The organism is Leptolyngbya sp. FACHB-541 (assembly GCF_014695875.1).
GTDB lineage: Bacteria > Cyanobacteriota > Cyanobacteriia > Elainellales > Elainellaceae > JAAUTN01.
Genome location: NZ_JACJPC010000060.1, coordinates 103,593 through 116,998, shown reverse-complemented (window position 1 = coordinate 116,998; position 13,406 = coordinate 103,593). Strand labels below are relative to the sequence as shown.

The window sequence follows — 13,406 nt, the reverse complement described above, 5'->3', positions numbered from 1 at the left end:
TCACAACACATCTTTATTTTTAGTCTTAACGCGCTGATAAAACTCTTCCATCAGGTCAATGAAAGAACTATCTTTCTGCCAAAACGGAGGAAAATCTCCCTGCTTCTTGATCAACACAGCCGGAACGCTGGTTTGAGGTGTTGCTTCAAAGTTTTGCGGTAATCGCTTTTCGCTCATCCAAAACTCCCTCAGATCGATCTCACCTTCTAACGCTACTGTTTCTGGCTTGGTGTAATAGCTGGAGGAGGGACGTGGTGCAGCTTTTTCAGCAGTCAACTCTGCGGACAGAGCCATACCTAGCGGAGACTTTGCTAATTCTGTTTTGAGAGTTTCTCGACTCAGACCGCGTAATTCAAACAGCAAAAATGGATCGCGATCGAGTTCTGCGGCAACTAGGTAATAGACTCCGGCAATGTGTTTACAGGGGTTACTGTAGTCTGGACAGGAACAGCTTGTCTTAAAGTCTGCTTTGCTGTGCGGCAAAAGGTGTAATCCTGATGTGGCAAAAGCCTCTTCAACGTTGTCCGGCATTTCGTTGAGCAGCAGCTTAGAGACAAAGCTGGCTTTGGAGGCAATGTGGGCGATCGCCTTTTTCCACTTTACTTGAGCGATCGGCGTGATTTTAATTTCTGTGGTGTAGAGCGGTTCCTTATAAACCCCAAAGTAAGGATTCACCGAGCCTTTTACTTTCGCCGTCACCACTCCATCTTCAATCTCAAAGCTTTTTACCTTGCCGCCACTAGCATAGGAACGCCCGCGACTCAACCGACCTGAATCGGTGAATGCTTCCAACGCTTCAATAAACTTTTGTCCCCACCAAGTACGACTAAATCCAGCCATAATTTTTCTCCTAAATGGCTATTCCAAAATGGCACTTTGATTGAGGGCAATGAGATCTCTAAACGCATCATTATCTAACTCCGTCAGCCACGACTCATCAGCACCGACGATCGCCCCTGCCAGTTTCTTTTTGTCTTCAATCATTTGGTCAATGCGCTCTTCTAAGGTGCCGATCGCCACAAACTTATGAACAAACACATTCTTTTTTTGCCCAATTCGAAAGGCGCGATCGGTTGCCTGGTCTTCGACTGCCGGATTCCACCAGCGATCAAAATGGAATACATGATTGGCTTTGGTGAGTGTGATGCCAACTCCTCCCGCTTTGAGGGAAAGGATAAACACAGACGGCTCTGTTTCAGGATCTTGAAATTCAGCGATCATTTTTTCTCGCTTGTTGCGATTGGTGCCACCGTGAATGTAGTAGGTGTTGTAGTGCAGCGTTTGTTTTAGGTATTTCTCTAGCGCTTCGCCAATTTCGGTGAATTGGGTGAACACCAGTAGGCTCTCTCCTTCCTCCATGACTTCGGTTATCATTTCGCTCAAGCGAGTGAGTTTGTGCGATCGCTCCGGTGTAAACTCACTGCTATCCTGAAGAAACTGCATGGGATGGTTACAAATCTGCTTTAGTTTCATCAGTGTGGAAAGAATTAGCCCCTTTCGCTGAATTCCTTCAGACTCCTGAAGCTGTTTTTCTACATCTTTGACCGTTGCCTCATAGAGAGAAGCTTGTTCTTTAGTCAGGTTACAAAACAGCTTTTGCTCTACCTTGTCGGGCAGGTCTTTGATGATCGACTGGTCCGTCTTCACACGCCGCAAGATGAACGGTTCTACCAATTTCTTTAAGGTAGAAGATCGAGTCACGTCATTGTTCTTTTGAATTGGAATTTCAAACCCTTTGCGAAACTGAGCTTCTTTGCCCAGATAGCCCGGATTCAAGAAGTTAAAGATTGACCAAAGATCAAGCAAACGGTTTTCAACAGGTGTTCCCGTGAGCGCCAAACGGTGATGAGCTGAGAGTTTTAGGATTGCTTTAGTCTGTGCAGCCTGGGGATTTTTGATATTTTGCGCTTCGTCCAGCACCAGTCGATGCCAGTCTACACCGTTCAACAATTTGGCATCTTTCCGTACCAGGGTAAAGGAGGTAATCACCACATCATGTTCCAGACAAGTTGCTTTAAACTCATCTTCTGTTTGGAGTCGCTGGTTGCCGTGATGCACCATCGCTCGCAAATGGGGCGCAAACTTTTCAATTTCCTTGTGCCAGTTACCCAGAACTGAAGTGGGCGCAACCAATAGCGTTGGGGGAACTGCTGCACCTTCCTGCTCAGCCAGTTCGCGCTCCTGGATGAGTCGGGCAATCACCTGCACGGTTTTACCCAAACCCATGTCATCTGCTAAACAGCCATTCAACCCCAAATTTTCCAGATAATAGAGCCAGGAAACCCCGCGTTTTTGGTATTCCCGCAAAGTGCCTCTTAGACCTGCCGGATCAGGCATTGCTTCCAAGCGGCTTTTATCATTCAGCTTTTCTAACATTTCTGACAAAAGCCGATCTCGATTCAGGTCAAGCTCAAAATCATCCTCCGAATCTGCTGTCAGCTTCATTAAGTCAAGCAGGGTCATTTCCGGGTTTTGCTGCTGTTGAGTTTTCCAAAACTCCAGCATTTGCTGCATTCTTTGCTGGTCTAGCTCTACCCACTGTCCCCGAAACTGCACTAAGGGAGACTTTGCTTCAACTAGCTGTTGCCATTCTTTTTCGCTAATGGGTTGGTCGCCGATTGCCAGTTCATATTCGTAGTCCACCAGCGTTTCAAATGAAAAGTAACTCTGAGATTTTTTATCACCCGCAGGCTTTTTACCCGCTGCTCTTAGCCGCACCTTTGCCCGCTGCTGTCCTTTAGAAGTCCACCATGCTGGGACGATTACTTTATAACCTGCCGCTTCCAGCACCCAAGCGGATTCGCGCAAAAAATCAACTACTTCATCTAGTGACAAAAATGCACTATCGGGTTCGTTGGTTTCCAATCCCTGCCATAGTTTCGGATAAACTCGTGCCGCATAGCCCAGGTTGAGCAGCAGGTTTTGCTCAAAGTCTTTGCCAAACTGCTTTTGCAGTTCTTTTTGCTGGCTTGAGCGCAACCGCCAATAGTCCAGCAGAGGAATTTTCAGGGAAGGATCTTGTTTTGGTGCAACCTGAAACTGAAGCTGCCATTTATCTTCGGGCTTTGCGGGTGAATGCAGCTGGAAATAAAGGTGAAAGGGCGTTTCTGTCTGAGTGCGGCGGAGGCGATCGCTCCACACCTGCCACTGCTGATATTGCTCTAGAGCGACGGTTGAAGTCCAGGGCATTCCGCTTTTATGCAGATACAGGCAGCTATATATTAAGGAGTCAAAGATCTTCTGGTCAAAGGCGCTGGTTGAAGGGGTATGCGTGACAATGTCTGTGAGTAAGCACTCGGAGAAGTGCCGCAACAGCATTTCTTTGGCGTAAAAACCGGGCTGATCAGGAACTGCCTCAAAGCCTGCAACACAGACTAAGGGCATATATTCAACGTATTGCTGAATCTCCGTCTCGTACTGTTCAGAAACAATTTCCCAAGCTGGATAAATTTCAAAAGATTCTGAGGCAGATTCTGATTCAGTAGATTGTTTAGCGCCATTTGAACCAGAAGTTTGCTTGGATTTGGCAGATCGAGTGGCTTTGACAGATTTCGTTGCCCCAGTCTGTTTGGTTTGAGCAGCCTGTTTGGTTCTCGTAGATCGTTTGGTTGAACTGGGCTTTGCCTCAGCTGCAGGCGAAGAGCGGTATTTGAGTGCAGGAATGTACTGATCGGTGAGAATAATTTGTTTGAGAAATTGGGTGTAGTGATACCAGAACAGCAAGTCTGCTCCTAGTTGAACTTCTGCTAGGTTGTGCAGCGCGATGAAGTGCAGATTGTTGAGCAGGTTGATGACATTGCTAACCAGTGAGTAGCGATGAACATCGGCTTTGACGGAAGCGATCGCCCTATAGCAATCAATTTGCCAATACTGAAAGTCAAATTTTTCTGGCGTTTCTGCTTCTAAATAGCGCGAAAGTTCTAAAGAGGGTAAAGGTTGGTCGGCTGCACTGGGCAGGAGAAAATATTTTGGTGAGATGGTTTCTTCTGGCTTTTGAGATGCAATTTTGACGCCCAACTCATCCGCTAGAAACGTCTCTAGTTCTAGTTTGGAAAGCTGACGCGGATGGATGGATTTACTTTTTGAGCGTTGTTTTTTGCCCTCAGTTGTCTCTACCCAAAGATAGAATGCACCTGCCTGAATGAATCCATTTTCTGTCTGAGGAATCCAGGTTCCGTGAAGGATCTTCATCGGCTTACACTGCTGAAATTCTCAAATTAGGTATTCCTAAGATTAGTGCAAACTTTACTCTTTTTAAACCGATTGCCTCACCAAAGTTCTGGAGAATTGACAAAACGCTGAAATCGTCAAATTTAACAGACCTGTCAGAAGAACTGTTTGTCTAGAGCGCGAAATCTTTGAAAGGCTCACATAGATAGAACAAGTGCTTATAATAGATGAAACAAATGTAAATTTATGTAAATCTGGGGCAGTTATGAGTCAGTTGAGTTTGGAGCAGATTGCGAATCAGCTAGATAGCCACAATTCGCGCGATCGCATGTTGGCGCTGGCTTCTTTGCGAGATATTCCAGCGACAGATGCCGTACCACTGATTAAAAAAGTGCTAAATGACGAAAATCTGCAAATTCGCTCAATGGCGGTATTTGCTTTGGGTCTAAAGCCAACTGAAGACTGCTATCCCATTCTGATCAAGCTATTAGAAGCCGATCCCGACTACGGCATTCGAGCAGATGCTGCAGGTGCACTAGGTTATTTAGAAGATCCCAGAGCCTTCGAGCCACTGGTACGAGCATTTTATGAGGATACCGACTGGCTGGTGCGATTTAGTGCAGCCGTTTCACTGGGCAACCTGAAAGACCAGCGAGCACACGATGTCTTAGTTGAGGCACTCGACAGTGATGAGGTCGTGTTGCATCAGGCGGCGATCGCTGCCTTGGGCGAAATCAAAGACGTTAGCTCTGTCGATCAAATTCTGCGCTTTGCCCAGTCCGAGGACTGGTTGGTACGCCAGCGACTTGCTGAAGCGTTAGGAAATATGCCTACTTCCAAGAGCATTTCTGCACTGCACTACCTGGAAAAAGACCCCCATCCGAATGTTTCCGCCTCGGCAACAATTTCACTCAAGCGTATTGCAGAAGGAAAGGAAAATTAGAGGTTATAACGTTTCTCCAAAAAGAGGCTACAGATGAAAGGGCACCCTGCTCAGCGGGGTGCCCTTTCATCTGCAACCCTAATTTTTGAAATTGGTATTAGGAGTGAAGGATGAGGAATGAACCTGAAGCTCTAACCCTAGCCCCTAGCCCCTAATCCCTTCCTTTAAACAAAGCTTAGGGTGCCGCGATCGCCATCTAGCTGAACTGGAAGACCGACTGGAAGGGCCGCATTCACGCCGTCGTGCCCGAAGGGCAAATCTGAGACGATGGGGATGTTGAGATCGGAGAGGCGATCGCGCAGGACTTCCTCAACTGTAAAGCTAGGTACTTGGGCAGGAGGATGACACTGGCTAAATCGTCCCAGAGCAATTCCTTGAATTTGAGAGAGTGCACCACTCATGCGCCACTGGGTAAGCATTCGATCGATCCGGTAGGGTGCTTCGGATACGTCTTCTAACGCCAGAATGATGCCCTTTAGGTCAGGCTGGGCGGGAGTGTTGAGTAGATGAGTGGCGACAGTGAGGTTTGCAGGCAGGAGGGGAGCGATCGCTTGTCCACTACCCCACCCATTACCGTGGAGAGGGTCTAAAGCTTTGCCTGTAACCCAATCAAACAAACGTTGAGCTGACCAGTTGGGTTCTGCTGCTAGCGTAGTCAAGAGTGGTCCATGTACGCCTGAAACGCCACGTAAGCTCATGCTCCAGAGTAGGCTGGTGATATCCGAGAAGCCAATTAGCCATTTGGGTTCGGAGGCTGGCCAGACCCAGTTTTCTAATAGCCTTGCCCCACCATAACCCCCTCTTGCACAGAGAATTCCCTGGCAGTCAGGATCTTTGAGAGCCGTCTCTAGCTGCGATCGCCGCTCCGAATCGATCCCGGCTAAATAGCCCCAGCGACCGTCGTAACCCGAAGTGAGTTCAACCTGATAGCCTTGCGATCGCCACAGTTCCACTCCCTGCTGAAATGCCTCTCGCTCTCGTAGTGTGCCACTAGGCGCAATGACACGGAGACGATCGCCGGGTTGGAGGGGAGCAGGAGGTTTACAGAGATGCATTGGGAATGGGAGTCATTTGTTATTAGTCATTGAGCATTGGCACTGGTCATTGGCGGCAAGCCACTAACTAATGACGAGGATGAATGACTAAGGACTAATTTGCGCTTCTTAGAATATCGCTAAACCACGCTTCAATGCGATCGCCCATTGCAGACATTGAGTATTGCGCTTCAGCTTGTTGACGGCAGGCATGGCGATCAATCTGGTCGAGATGGGCGATCGCGTCAACCAAGCTTTCAACGGAGTCGGGTTCTACTAACCAGCCTGTTTTGCCATGCTGAACGATTTCGGCTGGGCCACCACGACGGTAAGCGATCACTGGAACGCCACAGGCTAATGCTTCGATTGCCACGTTGCCAAATGCCTCAACCCAGCGGGGGGTCATCAGTAAGCCGCGACATTGTCCTAACACTTGCTGAAGCTGTTGAGTTGGCAAAAAACCTTCGTAGCTGACTGGGGCATCTGGGTAAGCCTGACAAACTTGTTGCCAGTAAGCAGGATCGGGCATTGCGCCTAATACTTTGAGAGGAGTTCCTGTTTGCTGGGAGGCGGCGATCGCATCTTCGATTCCTTTTTCGGGGGCAATTCGTCCGACCCATGCCAAAAATTCATTGGGAACAGATTGGAACTGGTAGCGGGATAGATCCAAGCCGTTCCCTAAACAGCGACACTGCTTGGCAAAGGCAAATGTGTCAGCCTGTGCCTGACTGTGAACGCCAATGGTGCCCGGAAACTGAACGGCAACTTGCTCAATTGCCTGATCCATCGCCAGGGAAAGGGAACCCATGCTAACTAAGTGGGCGATCGGGCTGCGCAAGAAAGGCGTGAGGTAGAAGGGCAACCAGTCGTAGGCAAAGTTGACCAGCAAATCATAGTCAGCTTCTACCCGACGGGCATATTCCCAAATGTTTGCCAGCACTGCATTGGCAGGCAGGCTAATGGGGGCATCGCGTTCTAGAGTTTGAGCCGTAACTTGTAGATTTCCAGCAATCTCGACCAACGGCAAAGTTTCTTGAGAACCTTGGGGCGCTACTATCTGCAAGCTATGTCCCCGTTGATGCAATTCCTGGGCAATGTTGTGTAGCGTCAATTCCACTCCGCCCCCCAAACCTGAGCCTAACGGCCCAACCGGGGTTGAGAGTAACAGCAGTCTCATTTAAATTTCACCTCAATCATGCCAGCAGAGAGTTTGCTTAAACCCTCTGTAAATTACGCCCTTACTTGTAAGCGCATGTGCCAATATGTTGCCCGACCAGCCCACGCAGAAAAATGCTTTCGTAGTCCGGATTAGCGTTAGCGTAACCTGCCAGAATCGAACCTGAGTTAAATTTCAACCTGGTTAACTAAATCTTTATTAGCTCATGCCGAAGAATTGCCTGTGCCCAACGCTTTCTTTATCACAGGCTCTCCAAATACTGCAACAGGTCTGCCATTTCTTGAGGGCTGGGCTGAAACTGGGGCATCGGCGGAGTTTGCCCACTGGTGACCTGATGGATTAAGCCAACGCGGGATTTTCGGTCTGAGATGTGGTGCAAACTGGGACCAACCCGGCCATCGCCACCCATGCCATGACAGCTAGCGCAGTTCATCTGGAAGATGGCTTGCCCTTGCTCGGTATCGCCTGTCAACTCCAAGACATCATGCACATAGGGGTCAGAATAGCTGAACTGGGAGATGCCCAAAAGCACAACCAGAACTGCCAGTAAAATTCCCAGAATTGCCAGAGCAATCCCCTGAATCAAATTGTTTGTGTTAACTAGCTGATTATTCACCAAAGACTCAAGAGAATTCTGACCGAAAATACTAGAGACAAATGTACAAGGAATTTCTCATCTCCTTACACAGCTTAATTTTTTTTTCGTAGCTTGTGCAAGTGAACTAGTCTGCTTTAGCCAAATTCTCTCGGGCTACTAACGGCAAATGGCGACAAGCGGTATTATGAGAGTCAGGTAAAAAAGATTAATTGACCTAACTTTGCATTCATTAGAGGGAGATTTGTCATGGTAGAACCGTTGCTTTCAGGCATTGTCTTGGGTCTAATCCCAGTGACTTTGGCTGGGCTGTTAGTTGCTGCTTACCTGCAATACAAGCGGGGAAACCAACTCAACCTATAGCATTGACGGCTGAAAACATCTGGTTTTAGTTATTCCTGGGTGATAATCAGACTGGCTAACATCCCTGAGAAGATGTTTGAGAAGTCACAAATAGACCTTCTGCGTGAATGGTAGCGAGGCTAAGCCTCGCTACCATTCACGTTTCAAAGTGATTAATGCAGAAGGTTTATGTTTCTTGGAAAGGCGTAGCATTCGGGCAATAGTTCTCGGTTCGTTTCGAGTATCTACCGAATATTGCGCTCCCTCTTTGTTTGGTGGGGTTTTAAGGACTTTGTTGGGCAGTCATCCTGCATTCCGATAAAACGTCAGGGCCGTGTTGCCATAAGTTTTTTGTCGGCAAGTTTGAAGGGAGGCGATCGCCTCTGGCAAAGCATAATCAGGACTATGTTCCGCAGCAAGTTCGCCGTTAGCTGCTAGGAGGAGGTGGTGGGCGATCGCCTCTAACACAGGCTGATAAAGCTGACCAGCATAGGGTGGGTCAAAATAAATTCGGTCGAACTGTTGTCCTGCTAGGGCAGGCAATCGCTTCACTACATCTGCCCGAATCACCTGAAATGTCTGGTTGCCGTGGGCAACTCGCTGCCAGTTTTGCTGAATCACCGTACAGGCTGCTCCCGACTGCTCAATGCCAACGATCGCACTTGCCCCTCGGCTCAAAGCTTCGGCTCCCATTGCGCCACTTCCGGCACATAGATCCAGCCAACGGCAACCCTCAATCTTACCCTGCCAAATGTTAAACAAAGCTTCTCGCACTCGTGCTGGTGTGGGTCGCGTTGCTAGTCCGGGCAAAGTTTTGAGCGATCGGTTGCCGTAAATGCGGAGACTCATGAGAAGGAGGTGTAGTAATGGAAATTAGGAATTGGGATTGGATTAATTAGGATAGATGTTGGCGATGGCTGACTCCTAAAAATTTTATCCGAGTAAGACGAAATCGCGGTTGCTAAGTGCCGCTCTACGTGTCAGGTTTCTAACTGTACTACTGTGCTGGCGTTGAGTGAGAAGAAAGGACGCGCACAAGATAACTCAGATAAGGCTACAAGTTAGCCGCTGACTGCAATTTTATTCCTCCGGATAAAACTGAAAGCGTAGTTCACTTGATCATCTATAACTTTTACTTCCCACTAGCGTAGTTTTCTGCACGACGATAGAAGCGGAACTGGAGGATTGACGCACATCACTTCCTCGATTCATTGCCCAACCTCGCTTCAGAACGGGAAGCTCGATATGAATTCTGCTCTCTATCGTGTGATGGCGGCTACGGCTGCTGTAGGATCTTTGGCTGCTCATGAGCCTGCTTCAGCAAGCTCAAGTCAACCCGAAACATCATCTCCTCGGGCTAACGCAATTGCTCCTCAGCAGATGAATGCGGCGATCGCCCCTATTCCTATGGCGATCGCCCCTGATAGTCCAACAGTTGACTTTAGCAACAGCAAATCTGTTGTAACTGCGTCTGCTGTAACTGTGTCTCCAACCTCAAATGTAGCAACGTCTCAAGCTCAACTGGCGCCCCTACCTACCGTTCCATCGGCTCCAGTTGTCTCGCCTCCATCAACTCAAGCACTAGCAGCTCAGCTACCCACCGTTGGCGTATCACCTGCGCCACAGACCTTGCCGCGTGTGTCTTCCCCTACATCACCCGTTTCCTCCCCTGTCCCGACTCAAACGGCGGCTCAAATGGGACAGTATCGAGTGGTTGTGCCTGCAAATACGGCTGCTATGCAACAACGGGTAAGAACGGCTGTGCCTGACTCATTTCGTACAACGGTGAATGGACAAACGGTGATGCAGGTCGGGCTATTTCAAGATCAAAGTCCGGCTGAGGAACTGAAGCGCTCACTTGAACGGCAGAATCTACAGGCTTCTATTGTTTCAGTTGGGGGAACAGTTGCTCCTTCCCAACCCTCCCAGCCCGCTCAACCTGTTTTCCCATCTCAGCCCCAACCTTCTCAATCTGCTGCTGGCTCACTGTATCGGATAATTGTGCCTGTCAGCACGGCTGCGATGCAGCAACGAGTGAGAGCGATCGCCCCCGATGCCTTCCGCACCACATTGAATGGTCAAACGGTAATGCAGGCTGGGCTATTTCAAGATCAAGGCACCGCAGAAGCTTTAAAGCGTTCCTTTGATCAGCAGAACTTACGAGCTTCTATAATCGTTACACCTGGAACAGCTGTGCCCCCTTCACAACCCTCTCCACCCAGGGCAATGGTATATCGAGTCATCGTGCCTGCCAGCACAACTGCAGTGCAGCAACGAGTGAGGGCGATCGCCCCAGACGCATTCCGCACCACATTGAATGGACAAACGGTAATGCAGGCTGGGCTATTTCGAGATCAAGCTACCGCTGCAACTTTACAGCAGTCTTTTAACCGCCAGAACCTTCAGGCTTCGATTGTCCCGATTGCAGAAACGAGTGTGCGTCCACCACAGGTTCCGTCTCCCAGCAACCCATCCGCTGAGGTTCCCAAAGACCGGATTGTCGTGATGATCGATCCAGGTCACGGTGGTGCAGATCCAGGCGCGATTGGTATTGGTGGGCTTAGAGAAGAAGATATTGTCCTCTCAATTTCCCAACAGGTGGCAAGTTTGCTGGAGCAAGAAGGTATTCAAGCGATTTTGACTCGCGGCGATGATCGAGGATTGGAGCTTTCGACACGAGTGCAACTCGCGCAAAGAGCTAATGCAAACTATTTTGTGAGTATTCATGCCAATTCGCTGAATATGAGTCGCCCTGATGTAAACGGGGTAGAGACTTTCTATCACAACAGTGGTCGGGAACTGGCTCAGTCGATTCAAAACAGCATTATGCAAAATGTGGATATGAATAATCGTGGAGTTAAGCAAGCAAATTTCTATGTGCTGCGAAACACGTCTATGCCAGCTGCCCTGGTTGAAGTTGGATTTGTCACTGGACGAGATGATGCGGCTAAGTTAAGGGATGCAGGCTTCCGTACCACGATGGCAGGGGCGATCGCTCGTGGCATTGTTCAGAATGTGCGATCGCGCTAGTGCTGTAGCAGTTCCAAGAATTTTAGATATGAAAAGGGGCACCCCGCTCGGGGTGCCCCTTTTCATTTTGAGGATTGCTGCCTTCTTACCGAGCTGCTGCACGTTCGGCTGGATTATAAAATAGCGCTTGAAATGCAGACTGTCGCTCTGCGGGTGGCTCTGCGGCAGAGTCCCAAAGGCTTTCATAGAAGAAGAAAGCAACTCCCAGTCCACGACTTCGAGCAGCCCTCACTTTAGACTGAATCAGTTGCATGGGTACTGGCGCATTTCTCAAACCCGTTAAAACGCCTGCCGCAGTTGGAATTCTTTGCTGAGCTTCACGGATTTCGGGGCGAGAAATCTGTTGGGTAAAACTTTGCAGGTCAGGGCGATAAATCTGCACGATCAGCTCATCGACAATGTCTTGTCGCACCCAGGTTAACCAATCTTGCAGATAGCTACCGTAAGCAACATCGTAGGGGTTTGGCGAAACTGAAAAAATTGCATTGGGTTTACGCTGCTTCACTGCTTGATTGAGTCGTGTCATGAATGCGGTGATTTTGTCAGCCCGCCAGCGTACCCATTCTGGATCACGAGGATTAGCAGGGACATCTCGGTTAGTCTCCTGTCGGTACAAGTCCATTGTGTAGCGATCGTAGCCAAACTCAACGGGCAGACTGGTGTGATCGTCAAACTGAATGCCCTCCACGTCATATCGTGTGACCGTTTCCAGCACCAAATCGGTAATAAACTGCTGCACTTGAGGATGAAAGGGATTCAGCCACATCACCTCACCCGCTGCGCTGATGGAAGTTTGGCTCCCATCTCGCTTTTGCGTCAGCCAAGCCGGATGGTTGGTTGCTAATTCTGAGTAAAGCGGAGTCATGAAGCCAAACTCAAACCAGGGAATCACCAGCAAATCTCGCTGATGGGCTTTGGTGATTAAGTCGGCGAGCGGGTCTTGACCTTCTAACCCTCTACGCACAAAGGGTTGAATTTCATGACGCTGTGCGACTGCGCTGGGATACAGCACATAGCCAGAGTTCCACACGACGGGGTAGACCGTGTTGAAATTGAGCCGCGCCAGTTGGGTTACTGCATCTTCTAGCTTGGCACTGTCGATCATGACATCGTTGTCGTTGCTGGTGATCCACACGCCGCGAATTTCTTGAAAAGTTTGCGGAGCGATCGCAGGGGGCAGGACTCCAGTAGAGGACACTTCGGAAGACAGCACGTTCGCAAACAGTGCGCCAGAGAAGAGTACGGTGGCGATCGCCCCTAAAGCAGCAAGAGCCACGTATTTGAGCGATCGCCTCACCGTCGTAGTAATTTGCCTTTGTCCAAGTCTCCGCTTTGCCCAGCCCCTAAATGTAAAATGCAATTTCATAGATATCAAACGAAAAGACAGCTACCCAAACTCGCAGTCGTAAAAAAAGTTTACAGCCAGACGGTCACAGGTATTAGTCTTTACGGAAGATTTGATGATCTAGCAGGACAGCAGGGCTAAATAGTATCCATAGAATTAATGCTTGCCAGAGCTGGTAATTGGGATGTATTGAGGTTGAGCTTGAACTCGCTCAATCCAGGACTGGATGCCTGGAAATTTTTCTAAGCTAAAGCCGCCTTCCTCTGCAACGTGGGTGTAGGCAAACAGAGCAATATCCGCAATGGTGTAGCGATCGCCCACTAAGAAAGGATGGTCTTTCAACCGTTTCTCCATCACACCCAGAGCTGCGTAACCTGGTGTCTGCTTTTGAGCCAGAGCTTCCCGATATTCCTCAGCTTTGCCGTTGTGCAGCCAAAATCGTGAAGTGGCAATGTAGGGTTCGTGGCTGTATTGCTCAAAAAATAGCCATTCTGTGACTCGTGCCCGTTCCAGCCGATCTGCTGGTAAAAAAGGGGTGCCTTCGCCCAGGTAAAGCAAGATTGCATTCGATTCTGAGAGAAACACGCCTGGTTCAAGTTCTAAAACAGGGATGCGGCCGTTCGGGTTTTTCTGCAAAAACTCCGGCGTTCGGGTTTCTCCTTTGAGAATGTCTAACTCGATGTATTCAAAGGAAATGCCCAACTGAGTTAAAAGCAAACGCACCTTGTAGCCATTGCCCGAAAACAAATAATCGTAAAGTCGGTACATGG

11 protein-coding genes are annotated in these 13,406 nt (G+C 48.9%); 3 read left to right on the top strand and 8 right to left on the bottom strand.

Annotation, left to right across the window (positions count from 1 at the left end; all coding sequences use genetic code 11):
* A complete protein-coding gene (locus H6G00_RS13030) occupies positions 1-840 on the bottom strand; it encodes an SWIM zinc finger family protein (protein WP_190797052.1) in 840 nt (279 codons plus the stop codon).
* An 18-nt stretch (positions 841-858) separates the two neighbouring features.
* Positions 859-4,191 (bottom strand): DEAD/DEAH box helicase, encoded by a 3,333-nt coding sequence (locus tag H6G00_RS13025; RefSeq protein ID WP_190797051.1) that lies wholly within the window; start codon positions 4,189-4,191, stop codon positions 859-861.
* Between the two features lie 244 nt (positions 4,192-4,435).
* On the opposite strand from H6G00_RS13025, the gene H6G00_RS13020 reads away from it, so the two are divergent.
* Complete coding sequence (locus tag H6G00_RS13020) at positions 4,436-5,113, top strand: HEAT repeat domain-containing protein (protein ID WP_190797050.1); 678 nt, start codon at positions 4,436-4,438, stop codon at positions 5,111-5,113.
* Positions 5,114-5,277: 164 nt separating this feature from the next.
* Here the strand turns inward: H6G00_RS13020 and H6G00_RS13015 are convergent, their stop codons facing one another.
* From H6G00_RS13015 to H6G00_RS13005, 3 genes are all read right to left on the bottom strand, one after another.
* A complete protein-coding gene (locus tag H6G00_RS13015; RefSeq protein WP_190797049.1) occupies positions 5,278-6,168 on the bottom strand; it encodes an LD-carboxypeptidase in 891 nt (296 codons plus the stop codon).
* A gap of 94 nt (positions 6,169-6,262) precedes the next feature.
* Positions 6,263-7,324 (bottom strand): glycosyltransferase family 4 protein, encoded by a 1,062-nt coding sequence (locus H6G00_RS13010; protein ID WP_190797048.1) that lies wholly within the window; start codon positions 7,322-7,324, stop codon positions 6,263-6,265.
* Between the two features lie 241 nt (positions 7,325-7,565).
* Positions 7,566-7,940, bottom strand: coding sequence for a c-type cytochrome (locus H6G00_RS13005; RefSeq protein ID WP_190685866.1), 375 nt, complete (start codon positions 7,938-7,940; stop codon positions 7,566-7,568).
* Between the two features lie 228 nt (positions 7,941-8,168).
* Between H6G00_RS13005 and petG the strand changes: the two genes are divergently transcribed.
* Positions 8,169-8,282, top strand: coding sequence for a cytochrome b6-f complex subunit V (petG, locus tag H6G00_RS13000; RefSeq protein ID WP_190646845.1), 114 nt, complete (start codon positions 8,169-8,171; stop codon positions 8,280-8,282).
* Between the two features lie 282 nt (positions 8,283-8,564).
* On the opposite strand, the gene rsmD is transcribed toward petG, so the two are convergent.
* Positions 8,565-9,110: a 16S rRNA (guanine(966)-N(2))-methyltransferase RsmD gene (gene rsmD / locus H6G00_RS12995; protein WP_190797047.1), complete on the bottom strand. Its 546-nt coding sequence runs from the start codon at positions 9,108-9,110 to the stop codon at positions 8,565-8,567.
* A gap of 396 nt (positions 9,111-9,506) precedes the next feature.
* On the opposite strand from rsmD, the gene H6G00_RS35330 reads away from it, so the two are divergent.
* Complete coding sequence (locus tag H6G00_RS35330) at positions 9,507-11,291, top strand: N-acetylmuramoyl-L-alanine amidase (protein WP_190797046.1); 1,785 nt, start codon at positions 9,507-9,509, stop codon at positions 11,289-11,291.
* 85 nt (positions 11,292-11,376) lie between these two features.
* On the opposite strand, the gene H6G00_RS12985 is transcribed toward H6G00_RS35330, so the two are convergent.
* Together H6G00_RS12985 and H6G00_RS12980 are read right to left on the bottom strand one after the other, a co-directional pair.
* On the bottom strand, positions 11,377-12,657 hold the full coding sequence (locus tag H6G00_RS12985; RefSeq protein WP_190797045.1) for a glycoside hydrolase family 10 protein: 1,281 nt from the start codon (positions 12,655-12,657) through the stop codon (positions 11,377-11,379).
* A gap of 135 nt (positions 12,658-12,792) precedes the next feature.
* On the bottom strand, positions 12,793-13,404 hold the full coding sequence (locus H6G00_RS12980) for a glutathione S-transferase family protein (RefSeq protein WP_190797044.1): 612 nt from the start codon (positions 13,402-13,404) through the stop codon (positions 12,793-12,795).
* Between the last annotated feature and the right edge of the window lie 2 nt (positions 13,405-13,406).